Genomic DNA, 22,507 nt, shown 5'->3' with positions numbered 1-22,507 from the left:
GCTAGCTATTCCTCATTCACATACCGAACGGCGTTGTCCGCCTCACGAACGGCATCGGCCAGCAAGGGTCTCACCGCTTGTTCTAGCTGAATCATTCGGTCCACGGTCGTCTCAATCGCACTAGGCCATGTCTCAGAGTCTGCCCATCCCCCTAACTCGAGTTGTTCCAGCAGCTTCCGAGACCGGTTTGTCTCCTTGGCCTCCCAGACCAGAGTCCCGCCATATGACTCCTCTATTTCTGCTTTCCTGTCTTGGAGGTATCCAAAGAGGGCATCGTGCCACTCGCCAGGCGCATCTTGCTTGTCAATCCAAACGATGACCGATGTACCACCCTTCCTCACGCCATAGACAAAAGCGACACCGCGGTGCCCAGATGATGTGCTCACGTAGGGGCCGCCTTGTGCTGAAACGCTGGAGTGGAGATTTGTCCTTGTGTTGGCAGATTCAAGAAGGACTTCAAAGAATGCCCTGCGTGACTGTTTACGCTCGGATGTCTCTTGTCGAGAGGCCGCGACATCCTTCGCCGATTCCGGAGGCCCAACAATCAAAGTCATGAGTGGCGCTGGTGGGGAGTCCCCAATCCTGATGGCCTGGATCCTGAACATATATGCCGAGAGTTGACCTGAGTCGTTGATCCATGTCACCGCCTTCACATGCTCCGGTCTTGGATCACCCACAATCCAGATAGCGACATCTGCATCGAACGCAACTGTGTAGGTGAGCAGCTTCCCAAGGTGGTCGTGGTCTGACCGACCGAGCTGATTCTCAATGACCACTGTCTCGCCGTCTTGATTCTCAGCCACCAAATCGACTGCGAATGAACCTGCTGATTGCTCGCGACGAACCGATTCGGGATCAATGCCCGAGGCAAGCCCATCATCAAGGACATCGATGTTCTCAGCAAGCCATGTAGTGAAGTCCTTGGCCTCGTGAGGCCACACATCGCGGATGTTGACCTTCTGGATTCGCTGGATCTCCAAGGCGCTCCCCCCGCTCGGGAAATTCGGGGGCTCCTTCGACACCGTTCTACGGCATCGCTCGCCTCAAGTGCAAAACTGGCCCAGCCTTCCAGGCAACGGCACCAGCGCCCTGCATGAGCAGTGCTCTCCGCTCCGCAACCTCAGCGCTCGGGCCCGTCAGGCGCTCTCTGGTCTAATCATGAGGAATTGTCGCTCTACCCGTCTACAATCTGCTCCATGACCACGACCACCGCCCGCAGCCAGGCTGAGTCTTCAGACCTCCTCAGCGACCTGCCAGAAGACGACGACACTGTCATCTACCTCACAGACGAAGACATTCGGCGCGGGGATGAACTCGCTCTGAAGGAGATCGGCATGACCTACGAGGAACTTGAAGCCTGCGCTCAAGCAGACGAGTTCCCCACCCACAAGGCTCGCCTCACTTGGTTCTTGCTCGCGCCTCGTGTCGAAAACTGCTGATCTCGACAGAAGGGCCCGAGAATTTGCAGACGACATCTCGGATCTGCTGAACAACACCATCACCCACGGCATCAGGTTGCGCTTTAACGTGCCTCCCGGTGGCCATGCTGAGGGCTGGGTTGGCTACAAGACCACCAGGCAGCACCCGAAGCGACTGGTTCCGATCCCAGTCACAATCAATCAGGCTTCGCCAAGCTGCTTTCTCGTGGTGCTGCACCGCGTCCAAATGGACCCTGAAGGAGCGCACATTGCGACAGCCAGCAGCAGAGTCGAGTTGCATCTGACCGGAGACCTGCAAAATCCAATCGCCAGATACGACTACAACCGCGAACCCGTCTTCAATGACCTCGGGCTTCCATACCCAAATGCCCACATCCATGTCCATGGCAGAGACAGTGCTGTGGAGCTTCTCGCGGAACAGGTCGAGGTCGAGCGAACGGGTGAACGATTCCATTGGCCTACTGGGGGGAAACGATTCAGGCCCACGCTTGAAGACCTGGTTGAGTTCCTGATCGTAGAAGGGTTGGTGAAGTACCACCCCAAGTGGGATCAGGCGATAGAAAAGCACCGCGCCCACTGGGAGGAGACACAACTTCGGGCAGCGATTCGCCGCAACCGGGAGATCGCCGAAGATGCTCTGAGTAGTGGCTGAGGCTTCCGGGGGCGACTAGGAGGCGGCGGCTATGGCCTCCCACACCTTTTGAGGGGAGGCGGGCATGTCGAGGTGGCGGATGCCGAGGTGGTCTAGGGCGTCCACTACCGCGTTCTGAACCGCGGGGGTAGAGCCCACGGTGCCGGATTCGCCGATGCCCTTGGCCCCTAGCGGGTTCAGCGGGGTGGGCGTGACTGACTCGTGGACCTCGAAGCTGGGCAGCTCGGTGGTGGAGATGACGGCGTAGTCGGTGAAGTTGGAGGTCAGCAGGTTGCCGTCGGGGTCATAGCGGACTTCCTCGATAAGGGCTTGGGCCGCGCCGGCGGCCAGTCCGCCGTGGATCTGGCCGTGGGCCAACAGCGGATTGAGGAGGTTGCCAGCGTCGTCCACCGCCACCAGCCGCTCCAATCTCACCTCTCCGGTGCCGGTGTCCACCTCTACCACGGCCACGTGGGTACCGAAGGGGAATGTGGGACCGTGCTGTTCGAAGTCGTTCTCCACGAACAGCCTCTCGGCGGTCGCCGCGGCCACATCGGCCCAGTTCGCCGACCGGGCCGGAGTACCGACGACATGGAATTGACCGGTCTCAGAGTCCAGCACCACATCGGCAGTCGCGGCCTCCAGCAGCTCAGCAGCCAGGGGTCGGGCCGCCTCGATGAGCTTTTCTGATGCGTCGAAGAGGGCCGACCCGGCGATTTGCGCCGTGCGAGATCCACCGGTGATGTCGCTGGAGGGGATCTCATCGGTGTCGCCGTGGATGATCTCGATGCGGCCCATGTCGATGCCCAGGGTGTCGGCCACCACCATCGCCAGGGTGGTCACATGGCCCTGGCCGAAGGGAGTGGCCCCGGTGCGGGCCAGCACCGTGCCGTCGGCCCTCAGCTCCAGGCTCCCTGTCTCGGTACAGACGGGACCCATCGGCGAGGTCACCTCCACGTAGGTGGACAGCCCGACTCCCAGCAGCCGTTGGTCGCCCTGCTCCCGGCGGGCAGCCTGTTCAGCTCGCAGGCCGTCGTAGTCGGCGGCCTCCAGCGCGGCCTCCAGCGATGCCCGGTAGTCGCCGGAGTCGTAGGCCGCGCCAGTAGGAGTGGTGAGCGGAAAAGCGTCCGGGGCGAGATAGTTGCGGCGCCGAAGCTCAGCCGGGTCCATGCCGATCTCGGCGGCGTAGATGTCTACCGCCCGCTCGATGGCCGCGGTGGCCTCGGGACGGCCGGCTCCGCGGAACGCCTGCACCGGGGCGGTGTTGGTCACCACCGCGGTGGCCGACCAGGCCACGTTCTCAATGTCGTAGTTGCCCGGCGCCATGAGCCCGGTGAAGGTGGGCAGCAGGGCACCGACTCCCGGATAGGCTCCGGCATCGGCCAGCATGTCCAGCCGATAATGGGTGAGGCGGCCGTCGGCGGTGCCCCCCAAAGTGACGGTCTGGATCTGGGCCCGACTGTGGCCCAGCGACTGGAGACTCTCGGTGCGAGTCTCAGCCCAGCGCACCGGGCGGCCCACCCGGCGGGCCAGCCATCCCAACAGGCACTCCTCGGGACCGGGGCTGGCCTTGGTCCCGAAGCCGCCGCCTACGTCGGGGATGATCACCCGCACCTGCGACGGTTCCAATCCCAGCGTGCCGGAGATGGCCCCTTGAGCGGTGTGGGATCCCTGGGTGCTCGACCAGCAGGTGAGGCGCCCGTCTTCACCCCACGCGGCGGCGGCCACTCGACCTTCGATGGGGCTGGCATAGATCTTGGAGTTGACAATGCGATGGGTGATCATCACCTCGCACTCGCTGAAATCCAGCTCCGCCGCCGGGGGCAAGGCAATAGCCACATTGGACTCAGCATCGTCGAACAGCTTCGGCGCATCGGCGGCGCTCTCGGCATCGACCACCGCGGTCAGCTGGTCGTAGTCGGCCCACACCGCCTCGGCCGCGTCAGTGGCCTGGACAACCGTCTCGGCCACTACGGCGGCAATGGGCTCGCCCACGAATCGCACTTTGCCGGTGGCCAGCAGGGTGCGGGACATGGCGGCGTCGCCCATCATCGGCGGCTGGGCGGCCAAGTCCAGGTCTTCGCCGGTGACCACGTCCACTACACCGGGCATGGTCTGTGCCTCGCCGGTTTCCACCGAGAGCAGACGGGCGTGGGCGACTGGCGACCGAACGAACACAACATGGACCGCTCCGTCCAGCGGAATGTCTGCCACGTAGGTGCCACCGTCGGTCAGCATCCGGGGGTCTTCCACCCGTCTCACTTCGTTGCCCAAAATGCTCATGGGCGGGAAGCGTAGGCCAGGCTCTCGTTCAGAACTCATTTGCTACTGCGGTAGCGACATTCGCCAGCCTTGGGCGTCTTGGCCCATCGGGGTGGAGGGGGCCCGGTCTGTGAACGGCCAGAGCTCCTCGGTGATCCTGCGCCAGTTGGCGGTAGCTCCGAGCTGAGCGAACAGCGAGATCAGGCCGAGGTTGATGCGCTGAAGCACCACCAGCGAGGGCGGCACGTTGAGGACCTTCTTCAGCTCGGCGTGCTCGCCGGAGGCGTTGAAGATGGCCCTCACCCCCGCGGCGGCGTATTCCGGGGTGAAGGTCCGGGTCTCATCGGTCAACACAAACTCGTAGAAGTGGGTGAAGAACGCCTCTACCTCGTCGTCGCTGAACGGAGCGTCGGCCGGCAGCAGCCCGGCGGCCACTTGTTCGGCCCGGAACCGGGGAATGTCCCGGTCGATCACCATGGCTATGAGCATCCGCTCGAACTGGGCGGTCTCTTCGGTGGTGAATCGCTTTACCAGTCCAAAATCCAAGAAGGTGACGGAACCGTTGGGACCGAAGAGGTAGTTGCCGGGGTGGGGATCGCCGTTGAATGCCCACAGGCGGTAGATCGACCCGAACGAGAACCGGTAAATGGTCTCGGCCACCCGATTGCGCTGATCCGGAGGCCAGCCCAGCACCTCTTCGAACGTGGCTCCGGTGGCCAGTTCGGTGGTGAGCACCCGGGCGGAGCTCAAGTCGTCGTACACCTCGGGAACGGAGATGTAGGGGTGGCCCCGGTAGTGGTCGGCGAACAGGCGCTGGTTGGACGCCTCATGCTCGTAGTCGAGCTCCTCGGTGAGTCGCTGGCGCAGCTCGTCCACAATGGGGGCGGGATCGAGGCCGGGAAACAGCACCGACAGCGCCCGGAACACCATCCGGGCCGATCCCAGGTCGGCGGCAATGGCCTCAGCCACGCCGGGATACTGGACCTTGACTGCGCAAGCCCGGCCGTCGGGGGTGATGGCCCGGTGGACCTGGCCGATGGACGCCGCCGCAATGGGCACCGGGTCCCACTCCTCGAACAGCTCGTCGGGCGAGGCGCCGAGTTCGGCAACCACCACCGACTCAGCCAGGGCCGGGCTCATCGGCGGGGCATTGGCCTGAAGCTGGGCCAATGACGCCCGGGTGGACTCGGGGAGGCCCACATCCAAATAGCTGGCCATCTGGCCGATCTTCATCAGCGCTCCCTTCATGTTCCCCAGCACTTCCACCACGTCGGCCGCCGTGCGCAGCTCCCGCTCTGCTTCGAGGGCCTCTGACCGCCGAGCGTCGGCGAACACCTGACGGGCCCTGGCCATCGCCCACCGTCTCCCGCTGCGAGCCCCCAGCCCGGCCATTTTGGCCGTACGCCCCAGCCGTCCCCGCCGGGGCACCGCTCCCCGACCGCGCCTGTCTGCCACCCCGCCGAAAATACCGGCCCCACCATCGCCGCTGGCACCTTTGACAAAGATCGCCGGATGAGGAATTGTCCGGCTGGATTCTGCGATTTCACGGGACAGCAACCGGTGAAGCCGTGTATCGTGAAGTGGAACAGTTCCGCTATGCGGCACAGGAGCAGTCGCCCTCTGAGTCGCTTCAATTCGTCCGCAGAGCAACCACGGAGTCCGAGTCATGCGAATCCTCTTTGCTGACAGCTTGGCCGAAAGCGCTATTGAGCGGCTGCGGAACGGCGGCGACGAGTGCGTGGTGGAGCCTTCGCTGACGGCCGAGAGCCTGCCCGAGCACATTGCCGGTTTCGATGTGCTGGTGGTGCGCAGCACCGAGGTCACCGGGGCGGCTCTGGAAGCCGCCGACCGCCTCGGACTGGTGGTGCGGGCCGGGGCGGGAACCAACACCATCGCCGCCGATCGAGCCGCCGAGCTAGGGATCTTCGTGTGCAACGTGCCGGGCCGCAACGCCATCGCCGTGGCTGAGCTGGCCATCGGGCTGATGTTCGCCATCGACCGCCATATAGCCCCCGCCACCGCCGATCTTCGAGCCGGTGACTGGAACAAACAGACCTACAGCAAAGCAAGAGGACTCTTTGGCGCCACCCTCGGCATAATCGGCATGGGCGCAATCGGTATCGAAGTGGCCCAGCGGGCCAGTGCATGTGGCCTGCGGGTCATCACGGAGCCCCGAGACGATCGCCCCCGAGAGGCGCGACGCCGAATGGCTGACCTCGGCGTAGAGGAAGTGGCCGACCGGGCTGCACTGCTGGCCGCCAGCGACATCGTGTCGCTCCACGTGCCCGGCGGCGATGAGACCGTCGGAATGGTTGATGCCGAATTCTTGGCCGCTATGAAGCCCAATGCGGTGCTCATCAACACCAGCCGGGGTGAGGTGGTGGACGAGGCTGCTTTGTTGGCCGCGCTCGACGGCACCGACCTGCGGGCCGGGCTCGACGTGTTCGCCGGGGAGCCCTCGGGGGGCTCCGGCCAGTTCAGCTGCGACCTGGCCCGCCACCCAAAGGTGACCGCAACCCACCACATCGGAGCCTCCACCGAACAGGCCCAGATGGCGGTGGCCGAAGGAACCGCGGAGGTGATCGAGGCCTATCGCAGCGGGATGGTGCTGGATTGCGTCAACCTTGAGCGTGTTCCCAAACGAACCGCCACGCTGAGCGTCCGCCACCTCGACCGGGTGGGAGTATTGGCATGCGTGCTTCAGGAGTTGAGCCGGCAACACGTGAACGTGGCCAACATGCAGAACCGGATCTTCTCCGGCTCCCAAGCGGCGGTGGCCATAATCGAGGTGGCCGGGACGATCGACGACGATCTGCTAGACACTCTCGGTTCCATTGAGCATGTGATTTGCGCATCGGTGCTCGACACCCATCCGGCGGCGGCCCAGTGACCAACGCACAGCCAAACGACATCGACCAAGCGTTGAGCGAGCCGCTGGTCGCGCCCTTTGCCGGTTGGGTGGTGCATCCCGATTGGGCCGAGCGGGTGATCAGCCGGGCATACGACAATCTCTCGCCCTTGCAGCGCCAGAGCCTGGTGGCATCGAACCCCTACAGCTACATGAACGTCACCAGAAGCCGGGAGGATCTCTTCGACAACGCCGACCTCTCACATGAAGACCTGGTTGCGCAGGGGGCCGCCGCCCTCACCCGGTTGCTCAATGCCAACGCATTCGTCCCCACTGGGCGTCCGGCCCTCTATCTCTATCGCCTGACCCACAAACTCGGCATGCAAACCGGGGTGGTGTGCACCGTGCCGGTGCAGGGCTTTGGCGACGGTCGCATCCGCATCCACGAGAACGTTCACGACGAGCGGGCCGACCTGCTCACCGCCCACCTACAAGGTGTGGGGGCCACTTCCAGTCCGGTGGCCATGGCCGTTCGATCTACCGCAGAGCTGTACAACCAGCTGTTCGACATCACAGCCGCTGCGCCGGCCGATCTGGAGTTCGGGTCCACCGCGGTGCGCCATCAGGTGTGGACGGTTCCGCACGACTACACAGAGTCGCTGGCTGCGGCCTTCAACAACCAGGTGTTGTACGTCACTGACGGCCACCACCGCTCGGCCGCCGCGGTGCGAGCCTGGGCTGCCGAGTCGACCAACCCGGCACTGGCTCGGACATTGGCCGTGGTATTCCCCGATGAACAGCTCCAAGTGCAGGCCTTCCACCGACTGGCCGTCGACCAGCACAGCCGAGGGACCGAAGACTGCCTGGCCGCACTCGACGATGTGACGGAGGTGACGCCGGTTTTCTCCTCTCGGCAAGCCCGCCCTCCGCAAAGGGGGGTGGTCGGGCTCTATCTGGGGGGTTCATGGCACCAACTGGAGTTGCCTCCAGCAGTTGGCAACGGAGCGGTGAACGGCCTCGATGTGGAGCGACTTCGGCGATCCATCCTGAGCCCCGTTCTGGGCGCCGACGAGCTAGCCCAGCCGGGAGCAGTGGAGTACCTGCCGGCCTCGCTCGGCGTCGACGAGTTGGCCCGCCGGTGCGATGCCGAGAACCGAGTGGGGTTCGCGCTGCACCCCATGACGGTGCGGGAGCTGATGGCGGTGGCCGACGAGAACGGGCTCATGCCGCCCAAGTCGAGCTTCTTCGCCCCCAAGCCCCGCTCCGGTGTGTTCCTGCGGGTGCTGGGTCGGGGCGCCACCTCCCATCTTCCTGCGTCCTGACAGAGCAGGTACCGTTGTCGCCGTGTTGATCTCGTCGGACTCTCACGTTGTCGAACCGGGTGATCTGTGGCTGGAGCGCCTGCCCAAGCACCTGCGGGACCGGGCACCCCGAGCGGTACAGGATCCCGAGAACCACTACTGGTATTTCGAGGCCCCGGAGATGGGTCGGGGGGTAAACCTCACGCTTTCCCGCAATGCCGGTATTTCCACCCAGGAAGTGGACGCCGCCCTGGCCGCCGATCCCGATGCCTGGGTCGGAGCGACGGGCGGGCACGATCCGGTGACCCGGCTGGCTGACATGTGGGTGGACGACACGGTGGCCGACGTGGTCTATCCCACCGCGGGCCTGTCGCTTCTCCAGTACGACGATGTCGAGCTTCAGCTGGCCTGCATCCAGGTATACAACGACTGGCTAGCCGAGTTCTGCGCGGTGGACTCCGACCGGATTATTGGCATCGCCATGATCCCCACCTGGGACATCGACGTGGGCGTGGCCGAGCTCAACCGCTGCGGAGACATGGGTCTCCGGGGCGCCATCATCTGGAGTTCGCCGCCCGCCACCCGGGAGTACAGCTTCTTCTCCAACCGCTACGAGCCGCTGTGGGCCACCGCCGCCGAGCGGTCCATGCCGGTCTCCATCCACATCTTCGGCGGCCACCAAACGAAGGGCATCAGCAACTACGGCGTCACCGTGGAGGGCACCTACTACTTCGGGATCACGGCGCGCGATGAACTGGCCCACACCACAGCCGAGCTGATCGCCGCAGGCGTGTTCGAGCGCCACCCCAACCTGCGGATCGTGGCCGCCGAGGGAGGCATCGACTACGCCGCCCGGCTGGAGCAGCGGCTCGACCTAACCTACAGCGGTGCTTGGAGCCGGATCGACGACACGCTGACCATGAAGCCCTCGGAGTACTTCCGGCGCAACGTGTACCTCACCTACATCGAAGACCCCATCGGGCTGAACAACCTCAGGTTCACCGGCAGCGACCATTTCATGTGGTCCAGCGACTACCCCCACGGGGCAGCGACCTGGCCCCGGTCCCGCGAGTTCACCGCCAATGAGTTCAACGAGGCCGGTGTGAGCGAAGCCGACCGGCGCAAGCTCACCCTCACCAACGTGGCGGAGTTGTACAGCATCGACTTGGAAACAGTGAGCCAGCCATCTCCGGTCATCGCCGACCAAGTGGCAATGGCTCCAGCGGCTAACTGATCGGCAGCCTTCGAGAATCAGACGGCGGCGCGGGCGGCTGCTTGTTGATGAGGTGGGTGGCGGCCGACTCGAAGTAGTCGAGCATCTTGGAGCGGATCTCACCGGGCAGATCAGCTTCGAGCAGTGAAGCTCTCATGTGGCCCATCCAGGCATCTCGCTCATCAACGCCAATTTCAAAGGGGGCGTGACGCATCCGCAGCCGGGGGTGACCTCGTTCCGCGCTGTAGTGCGGGGGCCCGCCCCAATACTGAGCCAAGAAACCCGCCAGATGGGCTCGCGACGGAGCCAAGTCCTCGGGATAGAGCGGGCGCAGTACCGGATCGTCGGCTACTCCGTCGTAGAACCGATCCACCAGCTGGTCGAAGAAAGCCTGACCGCCTACTGCGTCGTACACCGACTGCTCCACCCGCCTAGCGTATTTCGGCATGTCATCAGTCATCTTCCTGAGGCACGCCAAATCCGATCAGAACACCAACGCGCCCGACGATCTCAGTCGGCCCCTGGCCGACCGGGGCCGCCGGGCTGCCGCCGCTGTGGGCAGCTTCCTGGCTGAAGCAGGCCATGTCCCGAACCTGGTGCTGTGCTCGCCCGCCGTCCGGGCCCGCCAAACTCTTGAACTGGCCATAGCCGCCGGCGATTGGACCTGTCCGATCGAGACCGTCGACGAGCTCTACTACGGCACGGTAGGTGACATGGTCGCTCTGGCCTGTCGGCGCCTGGTTCCGGTGCTCATGCTGGTCGGCCACGAGCCAACGATGTCCAGCACCCTGGAGCACTTGACTGGCGCCGAACTGCGCCTGCCCGCCGGGGCTTTGGCCCGGGTAAACCTCAACCCCGACAACTCGGGCCTGCTGGAGTGGCTCATCCCCCCACGCCTGCTCACCGACCGTTAGCCCTTCTTCAGTCCTCTTCCCCCTCAGTCAACTCTCGCACGCTCAGCTCCGCCTCAGCTTCGACCAGCTCGGGGGCCGCGACGGGCCGGGCGATGGCTTCCACTGATGAGGCTGATTCAATCTGCTTGGACCCGGGGACAACTCCCCAATCCTCGAACTTGCGGGCCCGGGGCAGCACCCGACCCTCTAATGAGCCAATGCTCCTGTTGTAGGCGTCAACCGCTCGACTCAGCCCCTTGCCCACACCATCGACATGGCCGGCGTAAACCCTCAGGCTGTCGTACAAGTCAGCCGCCCCGTCGGCGATCTTCTGCGCGTTCTCCTGAAGGTCCTGCTGTTGCCATGCCACCGCCACAGTCCGGAGGAAAGCCAGCAACAAGCCAGGAGTGGCAATGAGCACTCGGTGCTTCTGCCAGGCGTCTTCCCACAGCGTGGGCTTCACGTCCATGGCTGCGTCCAGGATGGGCTCAGCGGGTACGAACATCACCACGAAGTCGGGTGACCCATCGACGGCCGCGGCGTAGTCCCGGTCGCCCAAGGTCTTGGCGTGGCCCAGGAGCGTGTTGGCATGGCTGTTCAGCAATTCGCTCTGGCGCTGTTCATCATCGGAGTGGTGCGCATCGAGATAGGAGCTCAACGGGGTCTTGGCGTCGATAACCACCTCCAGCCCGCCGGGGATGTGGACCACCGCATCGGGTCTTCCCCGGCCTTCGCCTAACTCGATGGTGTCCTGCTCGACGAAATCGATGCGCTCACTCAACCCGGACAGCTCCAGGATGTTCCGGAGTTGCTGCTCCCCCCATTGCCCTCGCATCTGCGGAGACCGCAGGGCCTCGCTGAGTCCCTGAGCCGTGTCCCGCAATTGGCCAACCTGGTTCCGCAGCACGTCGTAGGCCCCTTTGCGGTCTTTCTCCATCTCCGTGACCTGCTTCTCGAACTTGTCCAGGTTTTCCTTGACCGGCTTGACCAGCTCGTCAATGGCCTTCTGGCGTTTCTCCAAGTCGGTGTCGCTGAGCTTGCGCTGGTTTTCGAATTGCTCTTTGGCCTGCTCCAAGAAGGTCGCGCTGTTGGCCTTGGTCACATCGGCAGCAATGCCCTTGAACTGGGTCTCTATCTGCTTGCGGGCCTCAGCTAGCTCCTCGGTGCGAGCCTGGTGGTCGGCCTTGACCGCGGCCAGCTCATTCCGGACTGCATCACGCTCGCCCCGCACATCTTTCAACTCATTCCGGACTGCATCACGCTCGCCCCGGACCTCGCCGAGCTGGGCATCGCGCTCAGTCAACTGGACCTCCAACTGAGCCGCCCGAGTCCTCGAGTCGTCAGCTCCACCCGCAATGCCAGCAAGGCGCCACCGCTGCACCATGATGGCCAGCGCGACCACTGCGACCGCAACAACGATGAGAAGAACAATCTCCATAGGCATGCATCCTAGAAACCCCCGGTGACAGTTTCCGGCCAAGGCCTCAACCAGCGGCTTGGCCTAACCTGCAACCCGCCCGCCCATCGAAGAGGAGGCCCTAAGTGACCCAGATGAACGAGCTCGGCTTCTACACGCTGGCCGGGGCGCCGGAATCGCCTCGGGAGCTGATCGACGAGGTGCGCGAGGCCGAGGAGTTGGGCATTGGCAATGTGTTCATAAGCGAGCGGTTCAACATCAAAGAGGCCGCCACCTTGTCGGGCGCGGTAGGTGTGGCCGCCGAGAGCATGGGCATCGCCACTGCGGCCACCAATCACCACACCCGCCATCCCGTGGTGACCGCGGCCTACGCCATGACTATGCACAAGCTCACCGGCGGGCGGTTCTGCCTGGGCCTAGGCCGGGGGGTCGACCGCTTGTCCCAGGCCTTCGGGCTGCCTCCCATCACCACCGCCCAGATGGAGGACTTCGTGGGCATCATGCGCCGGCTGTGGCAAGGCGAGGCCATCTTCAACCACGAAGGCCCGATCGGCGATTACCCGGTGCTGACCCTGATGGGGGCCAGCAGCGAGCACATACCCATGGCGCTCACCGCCTTCGGCCCCAACTCCCTGGCCCTGGGCGGACGCTGCTTCGACGCCGTGGTGCTGCACACGTTCTTCACCGACGAGACCACCGCCCGAGTGGTGGGCGCCGTCAAGCAGTCGGCCGAGGAATCAGGGCGAGACCCAGCCTCGGTAAAGGTGTGGAGTTGCTTCGCCACCATCGGCGACCACCTCCCTGAGGACATCCGCCTGAAGAAGACGGTGGGCCGCATGGCCACCTACCTCCAGGGCTACCCCGAGCTGATGGCCCGCACTAACAACTGGGACCCCGCCGCACTAGAGCGATTCCTCTCCGACGAGTTGGTGGCCAATTTCCAAGGCGCCATCGACCAGGTAGCCACCACCGAGCAGCTTGAGCACATCGCCACCCTCATCCCCGACGAATGGCTCGCCCCCGCCGCCACCGGCACCCCCGCCCAGTGCGTGGAGAAGATCCGGGGCCAGTTCGACCTCGGCTGCGACGGAGTCATCCTCCACGGCGCCAGCCCCACTCAACTCCGCCCCATCGTGGAGGAGTATGCCCGCACCCGCCCCACCGGAAAATTCGATCACCTCCCCGCCAACCCCGGCGGCTGATGGCGCGAGCGGTATAGCGTCGTGGCGATGCAGACTGCGACAACCACTGTGGCTGGGCTAGGGATGCGAGAATTCACTGGGGGGTCGGGGGATCCGCTGGTGATGCTGCACCACTCGTTTGGGAATCCGGGATGGATGCCGATCCACGAAGCCCTGGCTGATCATTACACCGTTCACGCGCTGGATTTGCCGGGCTATGGCGGGGCGGACGGATCGGAACGGCCCGACTGGGCCCGCCATCCTCGGGACCTGGCCTTGTTGGTGGGCCAGTGGCTGCGGGCCAAAGACCTTGGGCCGGTGGAGCTGGTGGGCTGCGGGTTCGGGGGGTGGGTGGCGGCTGAGCTGGCCACCATGGCCCCGGAGCTGCTCAAGCGGCTTGTGCTGGTGGGGGCGGCGGGGCTGCTGCCCGAAAACGGCCGAATCTACGACCAGTTCTTGGTGTCGCACTCCAACTACGTGGAGGCCGCGTTCTCCAGTACCGAGGCCTTTGAGGCGATCTATCCCCGCAACGGCGACGAATACGACGAGCACCCGCTGGGCGACGACACTCTGGTCACCTGGGACATGAACCGGGAAATGACCACCCGGGTGGGGTGGAAGCCCTACATGTACAACCGACGGCTGAGGCCTCTTTTGGGCGGCGTCGCCGTTCCCGCCCTGGTGGTGTGGGGCGAAAGCGACGCGGTGGTACCCATGGAGTGCGCCCACGCCTACGTCGAGGCCCTGCCCGACGCCCGATTGGAGGTGGTCCCCGACTGTGGCCACGCCGTCGACCTGGAAGCCCCCGAATCACTCGCTGCCATCATCACCGGAGGAAAAAACTGATGTTCCTTTCGTATTTCACCGAGCAGCCCATGAGCGCCTACCCGGCCGACGAGGGCTTGAAGGAGGGCTTCACCTCGGTGATGTTCTCCAACAAGTACTACGACCCGGTGGAGGGCAGCCGCCTGTTCAACGAGCGCATCGAGGAGTACAAGCTGGCCGATCAGGTGGGCTTCGACGGGATCATGGTGAACGAGCACCACAACGCCCCGTTCTGCATGCAGGCCCGCATCACCGTGATGTCGAGCATCCTGGCCGCCATCACCGAGAACGCCAAGATCGTGCAGCTCGGAAACCCGCTGCCCACCTACGACAGCCCGCTGATGTTCGCCGAGGAGATCGCCATGATCGACATGATCTCCAAAGGCCGCCTCGTCTCGGGCATCGTGCGGGGCGCAGGGCAGGAGTCGGTGTGCCTCAACGCCAACCCGGCCTACAACCGGGAGCGGTTCAACGAGGCCCACGACCTGCTGGTGAAGACCATGACCGACGACGGGCCGTTCTCCTGGGAGGGCGAGCACTTCCAGTACCGAGTGGTCAATCCATGGGCCCGGGTGCTCCAGAAGCCCCACCCCCGCATCTGGGTGCCCGGCGTGTTCAGCGCCGAGACCATCCGCTGGGCGGCCCAGCACCGCTACCCCTACATCTCGCTCAATACCCCCCTGCACCTCACCGGCGAGCTGTGGGAGATCTACGACCAAGCGGCCCGGGCGGTGGGCTACGAGCCCGGACCGGAGAACCGGGGCTACCTGCTGAGGGTCCACGTGCAAAAGGACGGCGACAAGGCCCGCGAGAACGCCCGGGAGTTCATGTGGATGCAGGGCGAGTTCACCGGCATCGGCCACCCCTACTGGGTGAGCCCGTCGGGCTACGGCTCGTCGGCTCGTCGGCTGGACTACGCCAAGATGGCCAACGCAGAGGTGCGAGGCTCTCGGGCCGCCCCGTTTGAGCAGCAGTTGGCCGCTCGGGAGATCGTGGCCGGCACCCCCGATGAGGTGATCGCCGAACTGCGGGTGGTGCTGGAGACCTGCCGCCCGTCGATCCTCATGCTGTGGGGCAACGACGGGGACGTCAACCACGACGACTCCCTGCGGTGCATCGAGCTGATGGGCACCGAGGTGCTGCCCGCTCTGCGGGACATCGGCGACGAGCTAGGACTCCATGACCCCTTCGAGTTGGACTCCCCGATCAGCCTGGCCCTCACCCCGCCCGACGAGCTGAACCCGATCGAGTCGGCAGCCGACGAGCGGCCTGAGGACACCTCGGACAGCCGGTCGCTCAAGATGTTCCGGTGATCGCAAACCTTTTGGGAGCCCAACCATGACCGAACCGCAGCCCCAGGTGTCTTACATCCACGCCGAAGACATGGACTTCGCAGAGGTGAAGTCGCAACAGCACTCCGACGGCCGCCGGGTGTCGGTGTGGCTGAAGATGCTGGAACTGATCCCCGAGCGAGCCGTGTACCACACCCGCTACGACCCCGGCCTGGTGCTGGAGCGCCACGGCCACAACAGCGACCACTTCATTTTCGTCATCGACGGCGAGGTCACCTTCGACCAGGAGGTGTGCCGGGCCGGCACCCTCATCAAGCTCCCCCACCTGGCCACGTTCGGCCCCATAAAAGTGAGCGACCAAGGCGCCGAGATCCTGGAGATCTACTTCGGCGACTCCCGCCCCGCCCCCGCCGACAAAGCCGAGCACGCCGCCATCCTCGAAGAGCGCGGCATCACCGAACTCCCCCACCCCCCAGTCGATTTACCCGACTGGTTCGGCCCAAGGACCGATTGATTTTCTGCAACCTCGCAGTACCAAATTTCGGATAGAGCCAATACCAAGTTCCGCAATTAAGGACGGCTAAGGAACCGGGATCCCGAACAGCCGAGCGGGGTTGTCGGTCAGGATCTTGCGCTTGCGCTCGTCGCTGAGGTCGTCGCGCTCCACCAGCAGCTTCACCGAGTGGGGGAAGTCGCAGTCCCAGTGGCAGTAGTCCGAGGAGTAGCACAGGATGTCTTCGCCCACCTGGTCCATCACGTAGGGCAGGGCCGACTCGGTGGACTCCACTCCCACGAAGCACCGTCCCGATAGGAAGTACTCCGACGGCTTGCGGTCTAGGACAGGGGCCTGGTCGGGCATCAGCTCGTACTCCTCATCGAGGCGCTCCAGCCAGAACGGCAGCCAGCCGCATCCGGCCTCCATGATGCCCACCCGCATGTTGGGGAACCGGTGCAAGATCCCTCCCACCGTGAAGTTCATCGTGGCCAGCATGGCCCCGAACGGGTGGGTCACGGCGTGCTTCTCCAGTCGGGTGTCGTAGCGGTCCAACACGATGGGCACCTGATCGGGGGCCTGTCCCCCACCGTGTACGCACACCGCGGCGCTATGGCTGTCGGCCACTTCCCACACTGCGTCGAGGGCCGGGTGGTCCAGGTTGCGGTCCAACACGTGCTGGGCGGTCACCATGCCCACGAACAGGTCGGGATACTGGGTAAAGCACCGGTCCAGCTCGGCAGCAGCCCGCTCCGGGTCGATCAGGGGCAGCTTGGCCACCAGCTTCAAGCGGATGGGGTCGTAGGCCGCATAGCTGGCCCGGGCGTCGTTCAGCAGCCGGCACAGCTCGGCGGCAAAGCCCGGATCGCCCAGCGCCCACTCCTCGCCCGATCCCGGCGGGAACATGATGGTTACATCAATGCCCTCGAGATCCATGTCGGTCATCCGAGGCCCGGGCACCGCCATGCCCTCCCGCTGAAGCGGCGTCTCGAAGTCCAGCTCGCCAGCGGCGTACTCGCCGTAGTTCTGGTCGTCCTCAGTGTGAACCGGCGATCCGGCTCCCGGCAGGTCGCCGTAGATCTCCTTCATCTTGGCCACGTACTCCACCATCTGCGGCCGCCACTCGGCGCTTATCCCATGGCGCCACTGGGGTGGCTCACCCCCGTGGCCGTCGGAGTCGATTACGTAGTACCCGTACTTGCCCATCCCACCATCGTGGCACTTGGGAGGCTTAGCTGCTAGAAGTCAAGCCGTGAGGATTCAGCGATGAAGGCAGTGGTCATCTTCGAGAGCCGCACGGGGAATACCCAGCGGGCGGCGGAGATGATCGGCGGGGAGCTGCGGGGGGCCGGCTACGAAGTAGCCGTGCGGCCCGTGCATGGGTTGAAGCTCACCGAAATCGCCGAGGCCGACCTACTAGCCGTTGGCACTTGGGTGGACGGGCTGGTGCTGTTCGGGCATCGGCCGGGGGGCACGGCCAAGCTGATGACGCTGCCTTCGCTGCACCACAAGCCGGTAGCCGCCTTCGCCACCTACAAGTGGTATCCGGGCAACTGCATCGATCAGATTGCCGACCTTTTGGCCTACAAGGGTGCCGATGTCATCCACCAGCGGGCCTTCAACAAAACGCAGCTTGATGTGCTGGTCCCCGAGTTCGTCGACGATGTGTTGGCCGCCGTGGGCGCTACCGAGATGTCGGAGGCAAGCGCATGACCATGGCCGCCGATGCTCCAGCCGCCACCGAGATGCCCCGCATTATCAGCGTGGACGATCACGTGGTGGAGCCGCCGCACCTTTGGACAAGCCGGCTGCCGGCCAAATACCGCGACATCGGCCCCCGCATCGAGTACCTGCCCCAGGGCGAGGTGGTGCTCGACGGCGGCACGTATCGGGAGCGCCCTGGCACCGAGGGCCGCAACGTGGCCTGGTGGCTGTACGAAGACCACACCTACTCGGTGAAGCGGCTCATCGCCGCGGCCGGATACGCCTACGACGAGCTGTCCACCGAGGGCATCACCTACGACGAGATGCGTCCCGGCTGCTGGCAGCCCCAGGCCCGTATCGCCGACATGGAGATGAACCACACCGACGCCTCGCTGTGCTTCCCCAACTACCCCCGGTTCTGCGGCCAGCTCTTCAACGAGCGCCAAGACAAGGAGCTGTCGCTTCTGTGCGTGCAGGCCTACAACGACTGGATGGTTGAGGAGTGGTGCGGCGACTCCGATGGCCGGCTGATCCCGTTGTGCCTGGTGCCGCTGTGGGATGCCGAGCTGGCCGCCGCCGAGATCCGCCGGAACGCCGAGCGGGGCGTGCGGGCGGTGGCGTTCAGCGAGCTGCCCACCTGGCTGGGCTTGCCCAGCATCCACTCCGGCTACTGGGACCCGTTCTTTGAGGCCTGTGCGGAGACCGGCACGGTGGTGTGCATGCACATCGGATCGGGCACCCGCACGGTGTCCACCGCCGATGACGCCCCCGACGCGGTAACCGCCTCGCTGATCTTCTGCAACAGTGCGGCCTCGTTGATCGACTTCATCTTCTCGGGCGTGCTACACCGCTACCCCGACCTCAAGCTCATGTATGCCGAGGCCCAAATCGGGTGGATCCCCTACGCCTTGGAGCGGGCCGACGACGTATGGGTAACCCACCAAGGGTGGAGCCAGGCCCGACGCAACATCCCCGAGCCGCCGTCGTTCTACTACTACCGCCAGGTATACGGCTGCTTCTTCAAAGACAGCGTGGGCATCGACCTGCTCGACCGGGTGGGCGTGGACAACATCACCTTCGAAACCGACTACCCCCACGCCGACGGCACCTGGCCCAACACCGAGGAGGTGGCCACCCGCCTGTTCGGCCACCTCGACCCCGAAGCGGTCTACAAGATCGCCCGCGGCAACGCCATCAAACTGCTGGGCCTGGACTTCGACTGAACCCGGCCCAGGGCCGCCCCCAATGCCTTGTGGCAGCGGCTAGCTGGCGGCCAGGGCCTGCCAGATGCGCTCGGGGGTGGTGGGCATGTCGATGTGGGTCACGCCCAAATGGGATACCGCGTCCACCACTGCGTTGTGGATGGCCGGGGTGGAGCCGATGGTGCCCGACTCGCCGATTCCCTTGGCTCCCAGCGGGTTCATCGGGCTGGCTGTCTCGGTGTTGCTCACCTCGAATGAGGGCAGCTCGGCCGCGCTGGGCATGAGGTAGTCAGCCAAATTCGCCGTGCGGGGATTGGCGTCCTCGTCGTACTGCACCCACTCGAACAGCGCCTGGGCCGCACCCTGGGCCACGCCGCCGTGCTGCTGGCCGGCCACCAGCAGCGGGTTCATGATGGTGCCGCAGTCGTCCACCGCCACGTGGCGCAGGAGCTCCACCCCGCCGGTCTCGGTGTCCACCTCCACCACGGCCACGTGGGCCCCGAACGGGAAGGTGGCCCCGCCCTGATCGAAGTCGAGCTCGTGGGTGATCACCCCGCCATCGGCGGCCGAGGCCAGATCGGCCCACGACGCGGCCTGAGCGGGCACGCCGGCCACGTGCAGGCCGCCTTCGCCCACCACGATGTCATCCGCGCTGGCCTCCAGTTGCTGCGCAGCCAGATCTTTGGCCTGGGCCAGCACCTCTTCGCTGGCCTTGAACACCGCGCTGCCCGCGGTCTGAAGCGAGCGGGAACCCAGGGTGCCCGCGCCTCGGGGAATCTCCGCGGTGTCCGACTGGATGAGCCGGATGTTCTCCATGGGCACGCCCAAGAGATCGCTGACGATCATCGAGAACGCCGTCTCGTGGCCCTGGCCGTGGGCACTGGTGCCCACTCGGATCTCGGCGGTGCCGTCGCTCAGCACATCCACCCGGCCGTACTCGGTGTGCAGGCCCAGCGGAGCGGTGATCTCCACGTAAGCCGACACGCCAACGCCTAGCAGCTTGGGGTCGCCCGACTCCCGCCGGGCGGCCTGCTCGGCCCGCAGATCGCCATAGCCGGATGCCTCGAGCGCGGCGTCTAGCGCCTTCTCGTACTCGCCGGAGTCGTAGTTGGCGCCGGTGACGGTGGCATACGGGAACTGGTCGGCGCCGATGAAGTTGCGCCGCCGGATCTCAGCGGGGTCGATGCCCAGCTCGTCGGCGCCCACATCTAGCACCCGCTCCAGAATCTGAGTGGCCTCGGGACGGCCCGCGCCACGGTAGGCCGCGATCTGGGTGGTGTTGGTGACCACCGCGTCGCCCACGAACCTGACCTTGGGGATCTGGTATACGCCCTGGGCCATGGTCTGGGTGAGGACGGGCAAGAAGCTGCCGATGGCCGGATAGGCGCCGGAGTCGGCCAAGCAGTGCAGGTTCAAACCGGTAATGCGGCCATCGCCGTCGAACCCCATCTTGGCGGTGAGGATGTGACCCCGCCCCTGCACCAGCGAAACCATGTCTTCAGATCGCGACTCGGTCCACTTCACCGGGCGGCCCAGCTCCAGTGCGGCCTTGGCAGCCACCAGGTACTCGGGATACAGGCCGGTCTTGGCCCCGAAACCGCCGCCCACCGCGGGGGCGATCAGCCGCACGTTGTCGCCGTCGAGGCCGAACAGGCCGGCAAACCCGTCCTTCAGGCCGATGGGGGCCTGGCTGGGGAAGGTCACCGTCATGCCGCCTTCGGGGGTACCGGGCTCCACCAGGATGCCGTTGGGCTCCATGGGCACCGCGGCCAGCCGCTGGCTTTCCATCTTCACCTCGGCCACGTGGGCGGCCTCGGCCAAACCGTCGTCTTCGCCCAGTTCGGTGTGGAAGGCCAGGTTTCCGCCCTCGTTCTGGGGCCACAGCACCTCGGCGCCCTCGGCCAGTGCCTTCTCGGGGTCGGCGTTGGCCGGCAGCGGGTCGTAGTCCACGAACACCGCCTCAGCGGCATCCATGCCCTGCTCGCGGGTCTCGGTAACCACCGCGGCCACGATGTCGCCCACGAACAGCACCCGTTCCCCGGCGATCTGCGGGCGCTCGAACACCGGCAGCATCGGGAATCCGGCGGTGGCCGGCAGGCCGATGTTCTCGCCGGTGTACACCGCCAGCACGCCGTCCATGGCTTGAGCCTCAAGCACATCGACCTCCGTGATAGTGGCGTGGGCCATCGGCGAGCGCACGAACGTGACGTACGCGGTGCCCTCGGGGGTGAAGTCGTCGTAATAGCGCTCTGCGCCGGTGAGCAGCCCGGGATCCTCGACGCGAACGACGGAATTCCCCAAAATCGAACCAGAACTCGACACGGTTTTCCCCTTTTTTGTAATCGGGAGTCGGGAGGATGTTAGAACCCCCTTATGGATTTGAGCCAGCTTTACGACCCGGCCCTCGACGAATACGTGCCGGAAGCCATGGACTTCTTGTCGAAGTTCTCGTTTGTATCGGCGGCCCCTGATCTGTCGACCCCCGAGGGTCGGGCCCAAGCCCGAGACCTCGAGTCTCTAGGCGGGGGTATCCTCGCCGCCTCCTTTCTTGATGACGTGGACACGCGCACCTACCTCGGCGCGGCGGGCGACGAGTTGGAGTTGCGGGTGTTCGCCCCCGAAGGCCCGGCCCGGGCGCTGTATCTCGACATCCACGGCGGCGGGTTCTTCATGGGCCACCCCAGGATGGGCGACGCAAGAAACCGGGCCATGGCCGACACCCATCAGATCGCGGTGGTCAGCGCCCAGTATCGCCTCGCCCCCGAACACCCTTGGCCCGCCGGACCCGACGACTGCGAGACCGCCGCGCTGTGGGTGTTGGGACCGGGCCGCGACGAGTTCGGCTCGGTGCCCCTGCTCATCGGCGGAGGCTCGGCCGGAGCCAATCTGGCCGCCACCACGCTGGTGCGGCTGCGCGACCGCCACGATGCTGCCGCGGAGTTCATCGGAGCCAATCTGGTGTTCGGGGTGTACGACCTAAGCGGCACTCCGTCGCAGATCAAGCTGGGCAACACCGGATTCCGGGACCTCTATGTGGGCGACCACGACACCGAGGCCCGCAAGAACCCCGACATCTCGCCGCTGTACGCCGACCTGAACCACCTGTGCCCTGCGCTGTTCACCGTGGGCACCTACGACTACCTCTACGACGACTCCCTGTTCATGGCCGCCCGCTGGCGGGCCGACGGCAACCCCGCCGAGCTAGCCATCTACCCAGCCTCACCCCACGGTTTCACGGTGTTCCCCACCAAGATGACCCAAGCCGCCAACGACCGGACCGACACCTGGCTGGCCCAAATCCTGGAGAGCGCGGACAGCTAGCCTCGTGGTATGAGCCTGCTTGACGAATTGGTCCCTTCGGCCCGGCACGTGGGGATCGACGACGTGCCGTTCGTGGACAACATTGCGGTGGGGGCTCGGATGCGGCTGCTCCAGGTGAACGCCGACGACGGTCTCTATGTGCTGCATGGCTTCATGCCCGCGGGAATGACGGTGCAGACCCACCGCCACCAGGGGCCGGTATTGGCCTTTACCCTGAGCGGCGCTTGGGGCTATCGGGAGAACGACTTCATGAATCGGGGTCGCAGCTACCTCTACGAGCCTGAAGGCTCCATCCACACACTGTTCGTGCCCGAGGACAACGACGAGCCCACCGAACTGGTGTCGGCCATCTACGGCGACGTGGAGTACCTCGACCCCGACGGCAACGTGGAATACATCTCCAACGCCCAAACCAACCTGGAGATGTACTACCGCTACTGCGAAGAACAGGGAGTCCCCCGCCCCAACGGCATCCTCCAGTAGCT

21 protein-coding genes are annotated in these 22,507 nt (G+C 65.1%); 14 read left to right on the top strand and 7 right to left on the bottom strand.

What is annotated here, in order from left to right; genetic code table 11:
- Positions 1–5 precede the first annotated feature (5 nt).
- Positions 6–980, bottom strand: coding sequence for a DUF4268 domain-containing protein (locus ACOQPI_RS06185; protein ID WP_420618813.1), 975 nt, complete (start codon positions 978–980; stop codon positions 6–8).
- Positions 981–1,196: 216 nt separating this feature from the next.
- Between ACOQPI_RS06185 and ACOQPI_RS06180 the strand changes: the two genes are divergently transcribed.
- Together ACOQPI_RS06180 and ACOQPI_RS06175 are read left to right on the top strand one after the other, a co-directional pair.
- Complete coding sequence (locus ACOQPI_RS06180) at positions 1,197–1,439, top strand: hypothetical protein (RefSeq protein ID WP_420618812.1); 243 nt, start codon at positions 1,197–1,199, stop codon at positions 1,437–1,439.
- Positions 1,423–2,091: a hypothetical protein gene (locus ACOQPI_RS06175; protein WP_420618811.1), complete on the top strand. Its 669-nt coding sequence runs from the start codon at positions 1,423–1,425 to the stop codon at positions 2,089–2,091. The genes ACOQPI_RS06180 and ACOQPI_RS06175 overlap by 17 nt, the downstream gene beginning before the upstream one ends.
- A 15-nt stretch (positions 2,092–2,106) precedes the next feature.
- On the opposite strand, the gene ACOQPI_RS06170 is transcribed toward ACOQPI_RS06175, so the two are convergent.
- A complete protein-coding gene (locus tag ACOQPI_RS06170; RefSeq protein ID WP_420618810.1) occupies positions 2,107–4,353 on the bottom strand; it encodes a xanthine dehydrogenase family protein molybdopterin-binding subunit in 2,247 nt (748 codons plus the stop codon).
- Positions 4,354–4,395: 42 nt separating this feature from the next.
- Positions 4,396–5,685, bottom strand: a complete 1,290-nt coding sequence (locus ACOQPI_RS06165) for an ABC1 kinase family protein (RefSeq protein ID WP_420618809.1) — start codon at positions 5,683–5,685, stop codon at positions 4,396–4,398.
- Between the two features lie 313 nt (positions 5,686–5,998).
- Between ACOQPI_RS06165 and ACOQPI_RS06160 the strand changes: the two genes are divergently transcribed.
- The 3 genes from ACOQPI_RS06160 to ACOQPI_RS06150 are packed head-to-tail and all read left to right on the top strand — an operon-like array spanning position 5,999 to position 9,715.
- The gene (locus ACOQPI_RS06160; protein ID WP_420618808.1) at positions 5,999–7,222 is read left to right on the top strand and encodes an NAD(P)-dependent oxidoreductase; all 1,224 of its coding nucleotides are present in this window, start codon (positions 5,999–6,001) and stop codon (positions 7,220–7,222) included.
- Entirely contained in the window at positions 7,219–8,502 is a 1,284-nt protein-coding gene (locus tag ACOQPI_RS06155; RefSeq protein WP_420618807.1) for a DUF1015 family protein, read from the top strand. Before ACOQPI_RS06160 ends, ACOQPI_RS06155 begins: the two co-directional genes overlap by 4 nt.
- Before the next feature lie 22 nt (positions 8,503–8,524).
- Positions 8,525–9,715, top strand: a complete 1,191-nt coding sequence (locus tag ACOQPI_RS06150) for an amidohydrolase family protein (protein ID WP_420618806.1) — start codon at positions 8,525–8,527, stop codon at positions 9,713–9,715.
- On the opposite strand, the gene ACOQPI_RS06145 is transcribed toward ACOQPI_RS06150, so the two are convergent.
- A complete protein-coding gene (locus ACOQPI_RS06145) occupies positions 9,708–10,142 on the bottom strand; it encodes a globin (RefSeq protein WP_420618805.1) in 435 nt (144 codons plus the stop codon). The two genes, ACOQPI_RS06150 and ACOQPI_RS06145, sit on opposite strands and share 8 nt — an antisense overlap.
- Between ACOQPI_RS06145 and ACOQPI_RS06140 the strand changes: the two genes are divergently transcribed.
- Positions 10,141–10,608 (top strand): SixA phosphatase family protein, encoded by a 468-nt coding sequence (locus ACOQPI_RS06140; protein ID WP_420618804.1) that lies wholly within the window; start codon positions 10,141–10,143, stop codon positions 10,606–10,608. The genes ACOQPI_RS06145 and ACOQPI_RS06140 overlap by 2 nt on opposite strands.
- A gap of 7 nt (positions 10,609–10,615) precedes the next feature.
- On the opposite strand, the gene rmuC is transcribed toward ACOQPI_RS06140, so the two are convergent.
- Positions 10,616–12,025, bottom strand: a complete 1,410-nt coding sequence (gene rmuC, locus ACOQPI_RS06135; protein ID WP_420618803.1) for a DNA recombination protein RmuC — start codon at positions 12,023–12,025, stop codon at positions 10,616–10,618.
- Between the two features lie 113 nt (positions 12,026–12,138).
- Here rmuC and ACOQPI_RS06130 point away from each other — a divergent pair, with 113 nt between their 5' ends.
- Genes ACOQPI_RS06130 through ACOQPI_RS06115 form a run of 4 tightly spaced genes read left to right on the top strand, consistent with a single transcriptional unit; the run spans position 12,139 to position 15,816 of the window.
- A complete protein-coding gene (locus ACOQPI_RS06130; protein ID WP_420620996.1) occupies positions 12,139–13,206 on the top strand; it encodes a TIGR03857 family LLM class F420-dependent oxidoreductase in 1,068 nt (355 codons plus the stop codon).
- A 27-nt stretch (positions 13,207–13,233) separates the two neighbouring features.
- Complete coding sequence (locus ACOQPI_RS06125) at positions 13,234–14,031, top strand: alpha/beta fold hydrolase (RefSeq protein WP_420618802.1); 798 nt, start codon at positions 13,234–13,236, stop codon at positions 14,029–14,031.
- Positions 14,031–15,323: an LLM class flavin-dependent oxidoreductase gene (locus ACOQPI_RS06120; RefSeq protein ID WP_420618801.1), complete on the top strand. Its 1,293-nt coding sequence runs from the start codon at positions 14,031–14,033 to the stop codon at positions 15,321–15,323. The genes ACOQPI_RS06125 and ACOQPI_RS06120 overlap by 1 nt, the downstream gene beginning before the upstream one ends.
- 25 nt (positions 15,324–15,348) lie before the next feature.
- Positions 15,349–15,816, top strand: coding sequence for a cupin domain-containing protein (locus tag ACOQPI_RS06115; RefSeq protein ID WP_420618800.1), 468 nt, complete (start codon positions 15,349–15,351; stop codon positions 15,814–15,816).
- 66 nt (positions 15,817–15,882) lie between these two features.
- Here ACOQPI_RS06115 and ACOQPI_RS06110 read toward each other — a convergent pair whose 3' ends face one another.
- Positions 15,883–17,001: an amidohydrolase family protein gene (locus ACOQPI_RS06110; protein WP_420618799.1), complete on the bottom strand. Its 1,119-nt coding sequence runs from the start codon at positions 16,999–17,001 to the stop codon at positions 15,883–15,885.
- Between the two features lie 60 nt (positions 17,002–17,061).
- Here ACOQPI_RS06110 and ACOQPI_RS06105 point away from each other — a divergent pair, with 60 nt between their 5' ends.
- The gene (locus tag ACOQPI_RS06105) at positions 17,062–17,508 is read left to right on the top strand and encodes a flavodoxin family protein (protein ID WP_420618798.1); all 447 of its coding nucleotides are present in this window, start codon (positions 17,062–17,064) and stop codon (positions 17,506–17,508) included.
- 2 nt (positions 17,509–17,510) lie between these two features.
- The gene (locus ACOQPI_RS06100; RefSeq protein ID WP_420620995.1) at positions 17,511–18,722 is read left to right on the top strand and encodes an amidohydrolase family protein; all 1,212 of its coding nucleotides are present in this window, start codon (positions 17,511–17,513) and stop codon (positions 18,720–18,722) included.
- Between the two features lie 39 nt (positions 18,723–18,761).
- Here the strand turns inward: ACOQPI_RS06100 and ACOQPI_RS06095 are convergent, their stop codons facing one another.
- Positions 18,762–21,023: a xanthine dehydrogenase family protein molybdopterin-binding subunit gene (locus tag ACOQPI_RS06095; RefSeq protein ID WP_420618797.1), complete on the bottom strand. Its 2,262-nt coding sequence runs from the start codon at positions 21,021–21,023 to the stop codon at positions 18,762–18,764.
- A 51-nt stretch (positions 21,024–21,074) separates the two neighbouring features.
- On the opposite strand from ACOQPI_RS06095, the gene ACOQPI_RS06090 reads away from it, so the two are divergent.
- Both ACOQPI_RS06090 and ACOQPI_RS06085 read left to right on the top strand, forming a co-directional pair.
- Positions 21,075–22,022 (top strand): alpha/beta hydrolase, encoded by a 948-nt coding sequence (locus ACOQPI_RS06090; RefSeq protein ID WP_420618796.1) that lies wholly within the window; start codon positions 21,075–21,077, stop codon positions 22,020–22,022.
- A gap of 9 nt (positions 22,023–22,031) precedes the next feature.
- Positions 22,032–22,505: a 2,4'-dihydroxyacetophenone dioxygenase family protein gene (locus ACOQPI_RS06085; RefSeq protein WP_420618795.1), complete on the top strand. Its 474-nt coding sequence runs from the start codon at positions 22,032–22,034 to the stop codon at positions 22,503–22,505.
- The last annotated feature ends 2 nt before the right edge of the window (positions 22,506–22,507 follow it).

The organism is Candidatus Poriferisocius sp., from assembly GCF_965219815.1.
Classification (GTDB): domain Bacteria; phylum Actinomycetota; class Acidimicrobiia; order Acidimicrobiales; family Bin134; genus Poriferisocius.
Note: the sequence above shows the minus strand (reverse complement) of the source record. Positions and strands in the feature narration are given on the sequence as shown.